We start from the raw sequence: 16060 nt of genomic DNA on the forward strand, positions 1-16060 counted from the left end.
TCTTATTTATGTTAATCAGTAATTATGGTGAGAACGGATGTTTAGTTCTCACCGGCGTTTATTCTGATGGTATTAATAAGCACTGATATAACAGAATTATTGAGTTGTTGTGTTAAGGCTTATCCCTGCACGCGGCTGGTTTTCAGGCCACCGTTTACGCTGCCAAGGATAACCACAGCCAGCGCGGCCAGGCTCAGTGCAGCCCCGACCCACAGCGGAGAGACAAAGCCGAAGCCTTTATCCAGCGCCATGCCGCCAAGCCATGCCCCCAAAGCGTTACCGATGTTAAACGCGGCAATATTGGTACCGGAGGCCACGGTAGGCGCGTCGCTGGCGTATTTCATCATACGCAGCTGCAGGCCTGGCGCGGTAGCCAGCCCAACGGTGCCCATCAGCAGCATCAGAATGACCGTCATGATTTGGCTCTGGGCGAACATCGCGAAGGAGGCCATCACCAGGGTGAGCAGCAGCAGAATGGCACCGAGAGATTTATTCAGCGATTTATCCGCAGCTTTGCCGCCGTAGATATTGCCGATGAAAGTTCCCACACCGAACAGCACCAGCAGCCATGGTACGGTCTGCGTGGCAAAGCCGGAAACCTGAGTCAGGGTGAAGGCGATGTAAGTAAAGCCGCCGATCACGCCGCCGAAGGAGAGCACGCTAAGCAGAGCGGAAACCCAGACCTGTGGACGATTGAAAACGGCAAACTCGCGGCCAAGGTTCGTGTCTTTATGAGCGGGCATCGGCGGAACCAGGGTTTTGATCCCGACTATGGTAACCAGGCCGATAATAGACAGTGCCCAGAAGGTGGTGCGCCAGCCCAGTTCGAGGCCAACGAAGGTGCCAAGAGGAACGCCGACGATATTGGAGACGGTAAGACCGGCAAACATCAGAGAGATAGCGGCACCTTTTTTATCGCCCGCAACCATATCAGAGGCAACGACCGCGCCCACGCTGAAGAATGCGCCGTGGCACAGGGCCGCAACGATACGCCCAAACAGCAGGGTTTCGTAGCTAGTGGACATGGCGGAAATAAGGTTGCCAACAATAAATAATGCGGTCAGCAGTAATAGCGTTAAGCGACGTTCCATGCGGATCATAATTGAGGTTAAGGCAATTGCGCCTACCGCCACGCTGATTGCATAACCGGAAACCAGATAGCCAGCCACCTGTTCGCTAATATTAAATTCGGCAACGATTTGCGGAAGCAGGCCGACGATGCCAAATTCCGTCAGACCAATTCCGAACGCCCCAAGTGCTAAGGCAAAAAGACCCGTTGGCATTTTAATCTCCTGTTTTATTATTTTGCTATTCAGGTTTTGAATAACAATTAAAAAGGTGGGTAATTATTCATATTTTGGGTCATGAATAATTTTTTCTTCAGCACTGGAAATAATTGTACTGGCGCTTATAGTAATATTAAGAAATATCGCTGAGGGCTGAGCGTATCGCGCTCTCCGTCAGGACTTCATCAGGGATGAATGTTATTGTGTTGTTCGGTATAGTAGAAATGAATTTCCCTGATACCAGGTATTGCAATGGATAATCTCAGAAAGTTGGATCTCAACCTTCTTCTCACTCTGGAAGCGTTACTAAAGGATCCTAATGTGACGCGTGCCGCCCGCGCGCTGAACCTTTCGCAGCCTACCGTCAGCGTGCAGCTGGCGAAATTGCGCAAAAGCCTGAACGATCCGCTATTTTTGCCCGGCCCGCGTGGCATGCGGCCTACCGCCCGTGCGGAGCTGCTGCGAGCCTCGCTGAGCGAGGCGCTGGGAATGCTCGATAAAGCTATTTCTCCTCCCGGGCCGTTTATTCCCGGCGAGTCGTCCCACACCTGGCAGGTGGTTGCGGCGGATTACTGCGAGAATACGGTTTTGCTGCCGGTGCTACAAATGCTGCGGCGTGATGCGCCCGGAACCCGTCTGGCTATTCTCAGCGGCGCTAATTCTTATATGGCGAAATCGGCAGGTCAGGACAAGGTTGATCTGTTCTTTCATATTCCCGAGGAGTCGCCACAGGGGCTGCGTAGCCGCACGCTTTTCAGAGAAGAGTATGTCCTGGCAAGCCGCGTTGGCCACCCGTTGCTGAAAACCGCGCCAAAGCTCAGGCAGTTTCTTGAACTGGACTACGTAATGATATCGCCGGACGGCGGTGGGTTCTGGGGCAATACCGATAAGGTTTTGTCTGAAATGGGGCTAAGCCGGAAAGTGGTGCTTTCTGTACCGCATTTTATGTTTGCCGTCTTCACCATCGCCACGACAGATATGGTCGGCATGTTGCCGCTGCGCCTGGTTAAGAATAACCCGCAGTTGCAGTATTTCCCGCCGCCGATAGATATTCCCGGCTTCGATATGAATATGCTCTGGCATGAGCACCTGCACCGCGAACCGGCTCATAAATGGCTGAGGGATTTGATAGTACGCTCGGTGGAAGGCGAGGGAACGTCTCAGATCCCTTCGCCTCTTTGGGGGGAGAGGTAGAATGGCGGGAGAAATCAGCAACTGTCCCGCATACACAGCGATGAAGCAATTGTCGGGCTGCGGTTCCACTCTTCATCGTTGAGCCTCGCCAGCAGCGCCCGCCCGGCTTCAATTCCAATTTTGCGATGTGGGACCGAGATGGTGGTCAGCGCGGGCTGGCAAACCCGGCTTACGTCGCTATCGCCAAACCCCACTACGGCTAAATCGTCCGGCACCTTGATGCGCCGGCGCTGGCATTCGTACAGCGCACCGCAGGCCAGCTCGTCCGAAACGCATACCAGGGCATCCAGTTCCGGCCAGGCCAGCAAAAACTCCGGCAGTTGGGCAGCTCCGGTGGAGAAGTTCGGCGGGGCGGCGGCGTTAATGACCCTGTTGGGAGACATATGGTGGCGCAGCATGGCTTTGTACCAGCCGTGCAGGTGCTGCTGGAAAATCCACTGCTCCTGGTTAGCGCACAGCAGGCCGATATTCTGGTAGCCGCGCTGGATGAGCATTTCGGTCAGTTCAAACATTGCCGCGACGTTATCAATCCCGATATTCATATCCAGCGGATCTGAGCGGGTAGCGCCAATTTCGAGCACCGGAATGCTGGCGTGGTTTAGCCAGCCCCGCACGGTATCGCTATGTTCGACGCTGAGTAGGATCGCCGCCGCAATATTCGAGGCCAGCAGCGTCTCCAGCAGCTTCTCTTCCTGCTCCAGCCGATGCTGGGACTCGGCCAGCACAATCTGAAACCCCGCGGGCTGCAGGACTTGCTGCAATCCGGCAAACATTTCGCTGCAGCCGGATTCTGCCAGGCTCGGCACCACCATCGCAATGGTGTACGAAGACGCTGAAGCCAGCGCGCTGGCGGCCAGGTTTGGCATGTAGCCGAGTTCGGAAACTGCGGCCTCAATTTTCTCGCGTAATTTGTCGGAAACCTGCTCCGGAGTTCGTAGCGCTCGCGATACCGTCATCGTACCGACGCCCGCGAGCTGAGCCACATCTGCAAGCGTCACCTTACCGGTACTACGCCGCTTTCGGGTTATGGACATTGTGATTCCTGATTCTGATCCTGTAAAACGCCAGGCTGACGTTGGCCCCTGAAAAGGAAGGGGAAATATCGCTCAAGTATACGCCTGAAATCGTGGTGCTTAATGCGATTTAACGCAATGATTGCATTTTGATAGCGCTATCACAAAACCGAATGATAGTCATTGGTAGCGCTATCTTTGTGATATCAATCACAGTTAAACCCGAGGCCGTTGAATAAAGTTTGCCCATCATCAACGTCTAATTCGAGAGGTTTTCGTGCTTAACCAATGGCTGCATCAGCAGACTATTTTGCTTCAGGATGGCGTGGAAAACTGGCAGCAGGCGCTGGAGCTTAGCGCCAGGCCGCTGCTGGAGGCGGGCGTGATTGCTCCGTGCTATCTGACGGCCATCATGCAGCAGCATCAAAAGCTTGGGCCTTACTATGTACTGGCGCCGGGGTTGGCGATGCCGCATGCTCGCCCTGAAGAAGGGGCAAGCGGGCTGGGACTTTCGCTGCTTAAGCTGAGGCAGGGAGTGAGCTTCGGTTCGCAAGATAACGACCCGGTAGACGTTATTATTATGCTGGCCGCGCCCGATAGCCACAGCCATATTGAAATGATCTCAGCGCTCGCTGAATTATTTTCCAGCGAGCATGACATGGCATTACTTCATCAGGCAACGAACCTGGAGGAAATAACAGAAATCATTAATCGATTCTGATTTTTTAAACTTAACACCAAGGTATTTTACGTTGCATTGAAAAATGCGATGTGTTTGTACTCTACTTAAAACAATAAGGTAATAATCATGAAGATAATGGCAATCTGCGGTTCCGGTCTCGGCAGCAGCTTTATGGTCGAGATGAATATTAAAAAAGTACTCAAAAAACTCAATATTGAAGCCGAGGTGGAGCATTCAGATTTATCCTCCGCGACGCCGGGCGCGGCAGATGTGTTTGTGATGGCGAAGGACATTGCCGCCAGCGCCAGCCTGCCGGATAGCCAACTGGTTGTTATCAATAACATCATAGATATCAACGAACTGGAAAATAAGCTTAGTGCTTATTTTGCCAGCCGTTAATCATAAAAATAAGCGGAGGCGGATATGTTTATCCTTGGCACGCTGAATTTTATAGTCGATATACTCAAAGTCCCGGCGATTCTCGTAGGGCTTATCGCACTTATTGGCCTGGTGGCGCAAAAGAAGTCCTTTTCTGATGTCGTCAAAGGCTCCATTAAAACGGTTTTAGGTTTTATTGTTCTGGGCGGCGGCGCAACCGTATTAGTCGGTTCTTTAAATCCGCTGGGCGGGATGTTTGAACACGCTTTCAATATTCAGGGGATTATTCCAAATAACGAGGCGATTGTTTCTATTGCGCTGGAAAAATATGGCGCATCCACCGCATTAATTATGGCTTTTGGGATGGTGGCAAACATTATTGTCGCCCGCTTTACGCGCCTGAAATACATATTCCTGACCGGGCATCACACCTTCTATATGGCCTGTATGATTGGCGTGATCCTGACGGTGGCGGGCTTTGAGGGCGTGGGGCTGGTGTTTACCGGGTCTCTGATCCTCGGCCTGATCATGGCCTTCTTCCCGGCAATCGCTCAGCGCTATATGCGCCGCATTACCGGCACGGATGATATCGGCTTTGGTCACTTTGGTACGCTGGGTTACGTGCTCTCCGGCTGGATAGGCAGCAAGTGCGGGAAAGGCTCACGTTCAACGGAAGAGATGAACCTGCCGAAGAACCTTAGCTTCCTGCGCGACAGCTCCATCTCTATCTCGCTGACCATGATAATTATCTACATGATCCTCGCGATTTGCGCCGGCCAGTCGTATGTAGAAGAGAAGCTCAGCGGCGGTCAAAACTTCCTGGTTTACTCAATTATTCAGGCAATTACCTTCGCGGCCGGGGTGTTCATCATCCTGCAGGGCGTGCGCCTGATCCTGGCTGAGATAGTCCCGGCGTTTACCGGCTTCTCCGAAAAGCTGGTGCCAAACGCCCGCCCGGCGCTGGACTGCCCGGTGGTTTATCCTTACGCGCCAAATGCCGTACTGATTGGCTTCCTGTTCAGCTTCCTTGGCGGCCTGGTCGGCTTGTTCCTGCTCGGGCAGATGAAGCTGGTGCTTATCCTGCCCGGCGTGGTGCCGCACTTCTTCACCGGCGCTACTGCTGGCGTGTTTGGTAACGCTACCGGAGGCCGCCGTGGGGCAATGGTCGGCGCTTTCGCCAACGGCTTGCTGATCACCTTCCTGCCGGTCCTGCTGCTGCCTGTGCTCGGCGCGCTCGGCTTCGCTAACACCACCTTCTCGGATGCCGATTTCGGCGTGGTGGGCATCGTGCTGGGTAACCTGGCGCGCTTCCTGTCGCCAACGGCGATTACCGCGCTGGTGGTTGCCATCTTTGCGCTGCTGGTCGGCTTTAACTACCTGGGTAAGGGAAAAGGCGCGGCTGCCGCGCAAACTGAAGACAATACGGGGGCTAAATGATAAGTGAACTGGCTGACGTTACGCGGTTTGCGCGTGATATTCGGGTGGAGACGCTAAAGGCGCTCACCCAGTTGGGATTCGGCCACTACGGCGGCAGTATGTCGGTGGTCGAAACGCTGGCGGTGCTATACGGCGAGGTGATGAACGTTGACCCGGGCGACCCGGACTGGCCGGAGCGCGATTACTTCGTGCTCTCAAAAGGGCACGCTGGCCCGGCGCTGTACAGCACGCTGGCGCTGAAAGGCTACTTCCCCGTTGAGCAACTGGCGACGCTGAACCAGAACGGCACCACGCTGCCTAGCCATCCTGACAGGCTGAAGACGCGAGGGGTGGATGCGACGACCGGTTCGCTGGGGCAGGGGATTTCAATTGCCGCCGGTATCGCGCTGTCGCACAAACTTGCTCAGCGCCGCAACCGCGTGTTCTGCATCGTGGGAGACGGGGAGCTGAATGAGGGGCAGTGCTGGGAGGCTTTCCAGTTTATCGCTCATCACCGGCTTAATAACCTGACGGTGTTCGTGGACTGGAACAAGCAGCAGCTGGACGGCGAGCTGGATGAAATCATCTGCGCTTTCAGTCTGGAAGAGAAGTTCAGCGCCTTTGGCTTCGACGTCGTGAAGGTGAAAGGCGATGACGTCGCCGGGCTGCTGGCGGCGGTTAAACCCGCCCGCGGCGGCGAGCAGCGTCCTCTTCTGGTTGTCCTCGACAGCATTAAAGGACAGGGCGTTCCATACCTTGAGCAACTGGGCAATTCACACCACCTGCGCCTGACGGAGCAGTCAAAACAGGCGCTTGAGCAGGCCATTGAGCAACTGGAGGCGAGACATGATTAAGGTAAGCCAGTCGGGCGCTCAGGACGCCGTAGAGATGCGTAAGATTTACGCCGGTTTTGTGCAGCAGCAGATAAATGCCGACAGCGGCATTATCGCCCTGGAAGCCGACCTGATGAGTTCTATGGCAATGGATGGCGTACAGCGCGACAACCCGCAGCACGTTATCAACTGCGGCATTATGGAAGCCAATGTTATCGGCGTGTCGGCGGGCCTGTCTCTGACCGGACGTAAACCGTTCGTTCATACCTTTACCGCCTTCGCCAGCCGTCGCTGCTTCGATCAGCTCTTTATGTCGCTGGATTACCAGCGCAACAACGTTAAGGTTATCGCCTCGGATGCCGGGGTGACCGCCTGCCACAACGGCGGCACTCATATGTCTTTTGAAGATATGGGTATCGTGCGCGGGCTGGTCCACTCGGTGGTGCTGGAGGTGACCGATGCGGTGATGTTTAAAGACATTCTGCGTCAGCTTATCGAACTGGAAGGTTTCTACTGGGTGCGCACCATCCGCAAGCAGGCCGCGACGGTTTATGAGGAAGGTTCGACATTTACCATCGGCAAGGGCAACGTGCTGCGCGAGGGCACGGATATCACGCTGATTGCCAACGGCATTATGGTTACAGAGGCGCTTAAAGCGGCTCAGGAACTGGAGAAAGAGGGCGTAAGTGCGGCGGTTATTGATATGTTCACCCTCAAGCCCATCGACCGCATGCTGGTGAAGAACTATGCGGAAAAAACCGGGCGTATCGTGACCTGCGAAAACCACAGCATCCATAACGGGCTGGGTTCAGCAGTAGCGGAAGTGCTGGTCGAAACCTGCCCGGTGCCGATGCGCAGGGTGGGCGTGAAGGAACGTTATGGCCAGGTGGGAACTCAGGAGTTCTTGCAGCAGGAATATGGCCTGACGGCGCGGGAGATTGTGAAAGCGGCTAAAGAGCTGCTGTAGCGGGCAATAGCAATAAAAAGGGCAGCCAGGCGGCTGCCCTTTTTTATCTCAACGAGATTACTCTTGCTGAGCGGACTGAATCGCGGTCAGAGCGATGGTGTAGACGATATCGTCAACCAGCGCGCCACGGGACAGGTCGTTAACCGGCTTGCGCATCCCCTGCAGCATCGGCCCGATGGAGATCAGGTCGGCAGAACGCTGTACCGCTTTATAAGTGGTGTTACCGGTGTTCAGGTCAGGGAAGATGAACACGGTAGCACGCCCGGCAACAGGAGAGTTTGGCGCTTTAGACTTGGCAACGTCAGCCATAACTGCTGCGTCGTACTGCAGCGGGCCGTCGATAACCAGGTCAGGGCGTTTTTCCTGAGCGATACGGGTTGCTTCACGCACTTTCTCAACGTCGCTACCCGCGCCGGAGTTGCCGGTGGAGTAAGACAGCATTGCAACGCGTGGGTCAATACCGAATGCGGCAGCGGAGTCAGCGGACTGAATCGCGATTTCTGCCAGCTGCTCAGCGGTTGGGTCCGGGTTAATCGCACAGTCGCCGTAAACGTAAACCTGTTCAGGCAGCAGCATGAAGAACACGGAAGAAACCAGGGAGCTGCCCGGTGCAGTTTTGATCAGCTGCAGAGGCGGACGAATGGTGTTCGCGGTGGTGTGAACCGCACCGGAAACCAGGCCGTCAACTTCGTCCTGCTCCAGCATCAGCGTACCCAGAACCACGTTGTCTTCCAGCTGTTCGCGGGCAACGGCTTCGGTCATGCCTTTGCTCTTACGCAGCTCAACCAGGCGAGCAACGTAGCTTTCGCGAACCACTTCAGGATCAACGATTTCAATGCCGGCGCCCAGTTCTACGCCCTGAGCGGCAGCAACGCGGGTGATTTCATCCGGGTTACCCAGCAGCACGCAGGTCGCGATGCCGCGCTCTGCACAGATTGCAGCGGCTTTAACGGTACGCGGCTCGTCACCTTCCGGCAGCACAACGCGTTTACCGGCTTTACGGGCCAGTTCGGTCAGCTGGTAGCGGAACGCAGGAGGAGACAGGCGGCGGCTACGCTCGGAGGTCGCGGTCAGGGATTCGATCCAGTTGGCATCGATGTGGCTTGCCACATATTCCTGCACTTTTTCGATACGCTGATGGTCGTCGGTTGGGACTTCCAGGTTGAAGCTCTGCAGGCTCAGAGAAGTCTGCCAGGTGTTGGTGTCAACCATGAACAGCGGCAGGCCGGTCGCGAATGCACGCTCGCACAGCTTGCTGATGCGCGGGTCCATTTCGTACCCGCCGGTCAGCAGGATTGCGCCGATTTCAACGCCGTTCATTGCGGCCAGACAGGCGGCAACCAGCACGTCCGGGCGGTCTGCTGAGGTAACCAGCAGGGAGCCAGGGCGGAAGTGTTCCAGCATGTGTGGGATGCTGCGCGCGCAGAAGGTTACGGACTTCACGCGGCGAGTATTGATGTCACCTTCGTTGATCACGGTCGCATTCAGGTGGCGAGCCATGTCGATAGCGCGGGTGGCGATAAGCTCGAAGCTCCACGGCACGCAGCCCAGAACCGGCAGCGGGCTGTCGGCAAACAGCTGCTTAGGATCGATATTCGCGATGCTGGCTTTGCTGGAGTCGTCGAAGATTTCAGACAGGTCAGGACGGGTGCGGCCCTGCTCATCAACCGGGGCGTTCAGCTTGTTGATAATCACGCCGGTGATGTTGGTGTTTTTGCTGCCGCCGAAGCTGCTGCTGGTCAGTTCGATACGCTCTTTAAGCTGCTCCGGAGAGTCGTTGCCCAGAGACATAACGAAGACGATTTCGGCATTCAGGGTTTTGGCAATTTCGTAGTTCAGCGCCTGGGCAAACTGATGTTTGCGGGTCGGCACCAGGCCTTCAACCAGCACCACTTCAGCATCTTTGCTGCTGGCGTGGTAGTTGGCGATAATCTCTTCCATCAGCACGTCCTGCTGATTGCTGGACAGCAGGGACTCAACGTGGCCCATGTTCAGCGGCTCAGCGGCCGGGATGGTGGAGTTAGCGCGGATGATGCTGGTGGTCTGGTCCGGGCTATCGCCACCGGTACGCGGCTGGGCGATAGGTTTGAAGACGCTCAGGCGAACGCCTTTTTGTTCCATAGCACGGATAACGCCTAGGCTTACGCTGGTAAGGCCGACGCTGGTTCCGGTAGGGATCAGCATAATAGTACGGGACACGGTATAACCTCTTTCGTTTTCGCGAGCACTCAGGCTCACTCGACTCAGAAAACAACACCGCCAGCTAAGGCTGGCGGCGAGGGAATCAGGCGGTCAGGCGGGATGCGTCTTGCGCAATGACCAGCTCTTCGTTGGTGGTGATGACCACCGCCGGGCGAGTGCCTTCTTTGTTGATGAAGCCAGACTTGCCAAAACGTGCGGCCAGGTTGCGCTCGTGGTCAACGTCGAAGCCCAGTACGCCCAGTTTGCCCAGAGACAGCTCACGTACCATTGCGGCGTTTTCACCGATACCGCCGGTGAAGACTACTGCGTCCAGACGGCCTTCCATCAGCGCGGTGTAGGAGCCGATGTACTTCGCCAGACGGTGGCAGTAAACGTCCATTGCACGTTTAGCGTCTTCTTTAGTGGTGTAGTTGTCTTCAACATAGCGGCAGTCGCTGGTGACTTCGGTCAGACCCAGCAGGCCGGACTCTTTGGTCAGCATTTTGTTGATGTCTTCCACGCTCATGCCCAGAGTGTCGTGCAGGTGGAAGATGATTGCCGGGTCGATGTCGCCGGAACGGGTGCCCATGACCAGGCCTTCCAGCGGGGTCAGACCCATGGAGGTGTCAACGCATTTGCCGTTACGGATAGCGGAAACGGAACCGCCGTTGCCCAGGTGGCAGGTGATGATGTTCAGTTCATCAACCGGCTTGTTCAGCATTTTTGCTGCTTCCTGAGTCACGTAGAAGTGGCTGGTGCCGTGTGCGCCATAGCGACGAACGCCGTGCTCTTTGTACAGTTTGTACGGCAAGGCATAGAGGTAAGACTCTTCCGGCATGGTCTGATGGAACGCGGTGTCGAACACGGCAACGTTTTTATCAGCCAGATTAGGGAAGGATTTCAGCGCTTCAGCGATGCCAATCAGGTGTGCCGGGTTATGCAGCGGTGCAAAAGAGGCAGAATCTTTGATACCCTGAATAACAGAATCGTCAATCACTACTGAGCTGGTGTATTTTTCGCCGCCGTGTACGATACGGTGACCAATAGCGGTCAGCTGAGCAGACAATTCTGGTTTTTCTGCCAGAATCTTATTAACGATGAAGTTAAGAGCTTCGCTGTGAGCGGCACCTGCACCCAGAGCCGCTTCTTGTTTAGCGCCTTCCAGTTTCCATTTGATGCGGGCTTCAGGAAGGTGGAAACATTCTGCTAAACCAGAAAGGTACTCTTCACCGTTTACAGCATCGATAATTGCGAATTTCAGTGATGAGCTACCGCAGTTCAGAACCAGTACTAGCTTACTCGACATGGAAGTACCTATTTTTGATACGTGGCTAAAAAAACGTCAGTTAGTCTATCAGCGTAGCGCATGATGACGCGGACATTTATGATTAACGTCATGCCAGAAGCGTTTTTTGGCATGGCGAATAAAATTACTCAGAGTTTACGCCATATTACCGAACCTGCAGGTCACGGCGATGTAAAAGAATGTTTGACAGCGTGTTGTTTCCCAACTACGGCCATCAAAGGCCGGCACAGGGTAGCAGATAGAGGCTCGTAAAGACAAAATTTTTTGAACGATGTCATTTAGAGTTGCTGTGTTGCAAAATTATTTTATTTTTTATATGTAGAGTTGAGGTATGAGCCATGTCGACACCCCAGAATAGCCATGTAAGCTGGTTTAGCCTGTTCGGACGTGGGCAACATTACTCGAAGACCTGGCCGCTGGATAAGCGCCTGGCGCCGGTTTTTATCGAAAACCGTGTGATTCGTGCCACCCGCTACGCCATTCGCTTTATGCCGCCGCTGGCGGTATTCACCCTGAGCTGGCAGATTGCCCTTGGCGGCCAGCTTGGCCCGGCGGTGGCTACAGCTCTTTTTGCCTGTAGCCTGCCGATGCAGGGCTTATGGTGGCTGGGCAAGCGCTCGGTTACGCCGCTCCCGCCAACGACCTTACAATGGTTTTATGAAGTTCGTGTGAAACTTCAGGAAGCGGGCCAGGCGCTGGCACCGGTAGAAGGCAAGCCGGACTATCAGGCGCTGGCGGACGTGCTTAAGCGCGCTTTCAAGCAGCTGGATAAAACTTTCCTGGATGATTTGTAATTACCCCTCGGTTGCGCATATAAAGGAAGGCATACTTTCTTACAGGTTATACCCGCCATATTTCGGGCGCGCAGAGGCGCTGTCGCCTTTCTGCAACCCGAATTATTTAAGGTAATTCACCTGAATTTTCCATGCACTAAAGGAGTCAGGAAATGGAAATGACTAACGCGCAACGTCTGATTTTATCCAACCAGTACAAGATGATGACGATGATGGACCCGGATAACGCCGAGCGCTATCGTCGTCTGCAAACCATTATCGAACGCGGCTATGGCCTGCAAATGCGCGAGCTGGATCGTGAATTTGGCGAGCTGAAAGAAGAGACCTGCCGCATCGTCATCGACATCATGGAGATGTACCACGCGCTGCACGTTTCCTGGACCAACCTGAAAGATAGCCAGGACATCGACGAACGCCGCGTCACCTTTATGGGCTTTGATGTCGCGACCGAAGCCCGCTTCCTCGGTTATGTTCGCTTTATGGTGAATATCGAAGGGCGTTACACCCATTTCGACGCGGGAACGCACGGCTTCAACGCGCAAACCCCAATGTGGGACAAATACCAACGAATGCTGAAAGTGTGGCACGCCTGCCCGCGCCAGTATCATTTAAGCGCCAACGAGATTGCGCAGATTACCAATGCCTGAGGAGAGAGCGTAGTGAAGTGTAAAGGTTTCTTGTTTGATTTGGATGGTACGCTGGTCGATTCCCTGCCTGCCGTTGAGCGCGCGTGGGTTAACTGGGCGAAGCGTTTTGATATTTCCCCGGAAGAGGTATTAGGCTTCATCCACGGCAAGCAGGCGATTACTTCATTGCGCCACTTTATGGCCGGTGCCGCTGAAGAGGAGATCCAGCAGGAGTTTCTGCGCCTTGAGAAGCTGGAGTCTGAAGACACCGACGGCATCGTTGCGCTGCCGGGTGCCGCAGAGCTGCTGGCTCATCTGAACGAGGCCGGTATTCCGTGGGCTATCGTTACCTCCGGCTCCGTGCCGGTTGCATCCGCTCGCCGTAAAGCGGGTGGCCTGCCGGAGCCGGAAGTTTTTGTTACCGCAGAGCGCGTTGCGCGTGGCAAACCGGAGCCGGACGCTTACCTGCTGGGTGCTCAGCTGCTGGGCCTTGAGCCGGAAGAGTGCGTAGTTGTTGAAGATGCGCCCGCTGGCGTGCTGTCTGGTCTTGCGGCCGGTTGCCACGTTATCGCGGTTAATGCCCCGGCGGATACGCCGCGGCTGGAGCACGTGGATTATGTCCTTTCCTCGCTCACCGAATTGCTGATTCAAAAATCTCCCGACGGCAGCGTCGAAGTGTTAAGAAAACACTAATCCCATGATTTGACCCCGCATTTGCGGGGTTTTTTTATGGCATTCTCGTCTACATTCAATTCATCTACTTTCTGCCATACAGGGACTCGTTTTGAATTCGGAACTCATTTGGGTATTGTCATTATTGGGCATTGCCGTGCTGCTGTTCGCTACCGGGAAGATGCGAATGGATGCGGTGGCCCTGTTGGTGATCGTCGCTTTTGTTCTCAGCGGCACCTTGAGCCTCAGTGAAGCGTTTTCCGGGTTCAGCGATCCTAATGTCATCCTGATAGCCGCGCTGTTTATCATCGGCGACGGGCTGGTCCGCACCGGCGTGGCAACCAAAATGGGCAGCTGGCTGGTTGAGGTTGCAGGCAGCAGCGAAACCAAAATGCTGGTTTTGTTAATGGTCACCGTGGCCGGCCTTGGAGCGTTTATGAGCTCAACAGGCGTGGTGGCTATCTTTATCCCGGTGGTTCTTAGCGTTTCCATGCGAATGAAAATCCCGCCTTCCAGACTGATGATGCCGCTAAGCTTTGCCGGGCTAATTAGCGGCATGATGACGCTGGTCGCGACCCCGCCGAACCTGGTGATTAACAGCGAATTGCTGCGTGAAGGGCTGGAGGGCTTCCAGTTTTTCAGCGTGACGCCAATCGGCCTGGCGGTTCTGGTGCTGGGTGTTCTCTATATGCTGGTGGTGCGCTTTGCGCTTAAAGGGCAGGGCGAAGAGCCTGGGAAAGAGAGCTGGAAGCGCCGTTCCTTTCGAGATCTGATCAAAGATTATCGCCTTACCGGGCGGGCGCGTCGGCTGGCGATTCGCTCCGGCTCGCCCATGGTTGGCCGCAGGCTTGATGACCTGAAGCTGCGCGAGCGTTACGGGGCCAACGTTATCGGTATTGAACGCTGGCGCAGGTTCCGCCGGGTCATCGTCAACGTTACCGGCATTACCGAGTTCCGTTCCGGTGATGTTCTTCTGATAGACATGTCTGCTTCTGAAGTGGATTTGCGGGAGTTTTGCGGCGAGCAAATGCTGGAGCCGCTCATCCTGCGTGGCGAATATTTTTCTGACCAGGCCCTCGACGTCGGCATGGCCGAAGTGTCGCTGGTGCCGGAGTCAGAGCTGACCGGGCAAACGCTGAGAGAGATGGCGTTCCGAACCCGCTACGGGCTTAACGTTGTTGGGCTGCGGCGCAGCGGAGAGGCCATTGAAGGCGCGCTGGTTAATGAACCCATTGAGCTTGGCGATATCATGCTGGTGGTCGGCGACTGGAAGTTAATCAAGGAGCTTTCGCAGCAGAGCCGTGACTTCCTGGTGCTGAACTTGCCGGTGGAAGAGAGGGACGCGTCTCCCGCCCATAGCCAGGCTCCGCACGCTATTTTCTGCCTGGCGCTGATGGTTGCGCTGATGCTGACCGATGAAATTCCTAACCCGATTGCCGCTATTATCGCCTGTATGCTGATGGGCAAATTCCGCTGTATTGATATGGAGAGCGCCTACAAGGCGATTCACTGGCCGAGCATTATCCTTATCGTCGGCATGATGCCTTTTGCCCTGGCGCTGCAAAAAACCGGCGGGGTGGATTTAATTGTACGCGGGCTGATGGAGTTTGGCGGCGGCTACGGGCCTTACATTATGCTGGTTTGCCTGTTTGTGATGTGCGCGACAATCGGGCTGTTTATCTCTAATACCGCTACTGCGGTATTGATGGCGCCAATTGCGCTGGCCGCGGCGAAGTCGATGGGCGTTTCGCCTTATCCTTTCGCGATGATTGTAGCCCTGGCCGCGTCCGCGGCGTTTATGACGCCGGTCTCATCGCCGGTCAATACGCTGGTTATGGCTCCGGGGAACTACAAGTTTAGCGACTTTGTGAAGCTGGGCGTGCCGTTTACTATCATTGTGATGATCGTCAGCGTGGTCATGGTGCCGATGTTATTCCCGTTCTGATACTTCCCCTCATCCCTGTCTCCTCTTTGGGGAAAGGAGAAAACTGCTCTGAGTATATGGGGTGTGTTTTTAGTCCCCTCGCCCTTTTGGGGTGAGGGGCAGTGTTTAAAGCGGTGAGTCCTGGCTAATCTCATCCAGGGAAAGCTGGAAACTCGGGACGAAGACACGCATAAAATAGTCCATCTCTTCGCTATGGCGCTCGGCAAGCGTCTTTTCCAGCCGTCCTTTTGCCAGTAAAAACTCGTTATTACCCGCCGACAGCTCTTCCAGACACTTCAGATAGGCACAGAGCGCGTCAGCCTGCTTGACCAGCGCTTTCTCATCTTCGCTGTAGCTGTGCTCGTCGATCAGCGGTTCCCAGATGTCGCGCAGCTCTTCCGGCACCATCTCAATCAGCTTCTGCTGGGCAATTTTCTCAATCGCTTTGTACTCATGGGCAATCTGCGAATTGAAGTATTTCACCGGCGTGGGCAGATCCCCGGTCAGCACTTCGCTGGCATCGTGGTACATCGCCAGCAGCGCAATACGCTCGGCATTCACATTGCCGCTGAACTTTCGGTTTTTTATGACCGCCAGAGCGTGGGCAACCATCGCGACCTGCAGGCTGTGTTCCGACACGTTTTCGGTGCGAACATTGCGCATTAGCGGCCAGCGGTTGATTAATTTCAGGCGGGAGAGGTGGGCAAAGAAGTGGCTCTGACTCATGACGTTCTCGCGGTTACAACTCGGTGAAGTCATTGTGCGGCGAAAAAGGGGGACATTGCAAA

Annotated in this window: 15 protein-coding genes; 10 read left to right on the forward strand and 5 right to left on the reverse strand. The window is 55.0% G+C overall.

What is annotated here, in order from left to right:
* Window positions 1-119: 119 nt before the first annotated feature.
* Complete coding sequence (locus ACG1VR_RS06775) at window positions 120-1283, reverse strand: MFS transporter (protein WP_172569382.1); 1164 nt, start codon at window positions 1281-1283, stop codon at window positions 120-122.
* Window positions 1284-1538: 255 nt separating this feature from the next.
* Between ACG1VR_RS06775 and ACG1VR_RS06780 the strand changes: the two genes are divergently transcribed.
* A complete protein-coding gene (locus tag ACG1VR_RS06780) occupies window positions 1539-2480 on the forward strand; it encodes a LysR family transcriptional regulator (RefSeq protein WP_016537456.1) in 942 nt (313 codons plus the stop codon).
* Window positions 2481-2494: 14 nt separating this feature from the next.
* On the opposite strand, the gene ACG1VR_RS06785 is transcribed toward ACG1VR_RS06780, so the two are convergent.
* Entirely contained in the window at window positions 2495-3514 is a 1020-nt protein-coding gene (locus tag ACG1VR_RS06785; RefSeq protein WP_016537455.1) for a LacI family DNA-binding transcriptional regulator, read from the reverse strand.
* Window positions 3515-3770: 256 nt separating this feature from the next.
* Here ACG1VR_RS06785 and ACG1VR_RS06790 point away from each other — a divergent pair, with 256 nt between their 5' ends.
* The 5 genes from ACG1VR_RS06790 to ACG1VR_RS06810 all read left to right on the forward strand — a co-directional run bounded on the left by ACG1VR_RS06790 (window position 3771) and on the right by ACG1VR_RS06810 (window position 7769).
* Window positions 3771-4214 carry a PTS sugar transporter subunit IIA gene (locus ACG1VR_RS06790; RefSeq protein WP_395490527.1) on the forward strand — a complete coding sequence of 148 codons (444 nt, stop codon included), beginning with the start codon at window positions 3771-3773 and terminating at the stop codon, window positions 4212-4214.
* An 87-nt stretch (window positions 4215-4301) separates the two neighbouring features.
* Entirely contained in the window at window positions 4302-4574 is a 273-nt protein-coding gene (locus ACG1VR_RS06795) for a PTS sugar transporter subunit IIB (RefSeq protein ID WP_016537453.1), read from the forward strand.
* A gap of 24 nt (window positions 4575-4598) precedes the next feature.
* Complete coding sequence (locus tag ACG1VR_RS06800; RefSeq protein WP_016537452.1) at window positions 4599-5990, forward strand: PTS ascorbate transporter subunit IIC; 1392 nt, start codon at window positions 4599-4601, stop codon at window positions 5988-5990.
* Window positions 5987-6823: a transketolase gene (locus ACG1VR_RS06805; protein ID WP_395490528.1), complete on the forward strand. Its 837-nt coding sequence runs from the start codon at window positions 5987-5989 to the stop codon at window positions 6821-6823. The genes ACG1VR_RS06800 and ACG1VR_RS06805 overlap by 4 nt, the downstream gene beginning before the upstream one ends.
* Window positions 6816-7769, forward strand: coding sequence for a transketolase family protein (locus ACG1VR_RS06810; RefSeq protein WP_395490529.1), 954 nt, complete (start codon window positions 6816-6818; stop codon window positions 7767-7769). Before ACG1VR_RS06805 ends, ACG1VR_RS06810 begins: the two co-directional genes overlap by 8 nt.
* A 57-nt stretch (window positions 7770-7826) precedes the next feature.
* Here ACG1VR_RS06810 and pta read toward each other — a convergent pair whose 3' ends face one another.
* Window positions 7827-9968: a phosphate acetyltransferase gene (gene pta, locus ACG1VR_RS06815; protein ID WP_038483321.1), complete on the reverse strand. Its 2142-nt coding sequence runs from the start codon at window positions 9966-9968 to the stop codon at window positions 7827-7829.
* A gap of 85 nt (window positions 9969-10053) precedes the next feature.
* Window positions 10054-11256 carry an acetate kinase gene (ackA, locus tag ACG1VR_RS06820; RefSeq protein ID WP_172569386.1) on the reverse strand — a complete coding sequence of 401 codons (1203 nt, stop codon included), beginning with the start codon at window positions 11254-11256 and terminating at the stop codon, window positions 10054-10056.
* Between the two features lie 338 nt (window positions 11257-11594).
* On the opposite strand from ackA, the gene yfbV reads away from it, so the two are divergent.
* The 4 genes from yfbV (at window position 11595) to ACG1VR_RS06840 (ending at window position 15293) form a co-directional block, all read left to right on the forward strand.
* On the forward strand, window positions 11595-12050 hold the full coding sequence (yfbV, locus tag ACG1VR_RS06825) for a terminus macrodomain insulation protein YfbV (protein WP_016537446.1): 456 nt from the start codon (window positions 11595-11597) through the stop codon (window positions 12048-12050).
* A 152-nt stretch (window positions 12051-12202) separates the two neighbouring features.
* Window positions 12203-12697: a YfbU family protein gene (locus ACG1VR_RS06830; RefSeq protein WP_395490530.1), complete on the forward strand. Its 495-nt coding sequence runs from the start codon at window positions 12203-12205 to the stop codon at window positions 12695-12697.
* Window positions 12698-12709: 12 nt separating this feature from the next.
* Complete coding sequence (locus ACG1VR_RS06835) at window positions 12710-13369, forward strand: sugar phosphatase (RefSeq protein ID WP_172569387.1); 660 nt, start codon at window positions 12710-12712, stop codon at window positions 13367-13369.
* 91 nt (window positions 13370-13460) lie between these two features.
* Complete coding sequence (locus tag ACG1VR_RS06840) at window positions 13461-15293, forward strand: SLC13 family permease (RefSeq protein ID WP_039898505.1); 1833 nt, start codon at window positions 13461-13463, stop codon at window positions 15291-15293.
* A 105-nt stretch (window positions 15294-15398) separates the two neighbouring features.
* On the opposite strand, the gene yfbR is transcribed toward ACG1VR_RS06840, so the two are convergent.
* Window positions 15399-15998 (reverse strand): 5'-deoxynucleotidase, encoded by a 600-nt coding sequence (gene yfbR, locus ACG1VR_RS06845; protein ID WP_016537442.1) that lies wholly within the window; start codon window positions 15996-15998, stop codon window positions 15399-15401.
* Window positions 15999-16060: the final 62 nt, after the last annotated feature.

The sequence above is a fragment of the Cedecea davisae genome (assembly GCF_044095835.1).
Classification (GTDB): domain Bacteria; phylum Pseudomonadota; class Gammaproteobacteria; order Enterobacterales; family Enterobacteriaceae; genus Cedecea; species Cedecea davisae.

Excerpts from the sequence above, each read along its gene's own strand:
- ACG1VR_RS06830 (WP_395490530.1), top strand. The coding sequence starts at position 12,203 with ATGGAAATGACTAACGCGCAACGTCTGATTTTATCCAACCAGTACAAG.
- ACG1VR_RS06780 (WP_016537456.1), top strand. The coding sequence starts at position 1,539 with ATGGATAATCTCAGAAAGTTGGATCTCAACCTTCTTCTCACTCTGGAA.
- ACG1VR_RS06810 (WP_395490529.1), top strand. The coding sequence starts at position 6,816 with ATGATTAAGGTAAGCCAGTCGGGCGCTCAGGACGCCGTAGAGATGCGT.
- ACG1VR_RS06800 (WP_016537452.1), top strand. The coding sequence starts at position 4,599 with ATGTTTATCCTTGGCACGCTGAATTTTATAGTCGATATACTCAAAGTC.
- ACG1VR_RS06795 (WP_016537453.1), top strand. The coding sequence starts at position 4,302 with ATGAAGATAATGGCAATCTGCGGTTCCGGTCTCGGCAGCAGCTTTATG.
- ackA (WP_172569386.1), bottom strand. The coding sequence starts at position 11,256 with ATGTCGAGTAAGCTAGTACTGGTTCTGAACTGCGGTAGCTCATCACTG.
- yfbR (WP_016537442.1), bottom strand. The coding sequence starts at position 15,998 with ATGAGTCAGAGCCACTTCTTTGCCCACCTCTCCCGCCTGAAATTAATC.
- ACG1VR_RS06785 (WP_016537455.1), bottom strand. The coding sequence starts at position 3,514 with ATGTCCATAACCCGAAAGCGGCGTAGTACCGGTAAGGTGACGCTTGCA.
- ACG1VR_RS06775 (WP_172569382.1), bottom strand. The coding sequence starts at position 1,283 with ATGCCAACGGGTCTTTTTGCCTTAGCACTTGGGGCGTTCGGAATTGGT.
- ACG1VR_RS06805 (WP_395490528.1), top strand. The coding sequence starts at position 5,987 with ATGATAAGTGAACTGGCTGACGTTACGCGGTTTGCGCGTGATATTCGG.
- yfbV (WP_016537446.1), top strand. The coding sequence starts at position 11,595 with ATGTCGACACCCCAGAATAGCCATGTAAGCTGGTTTAGCCTGTTCGGA.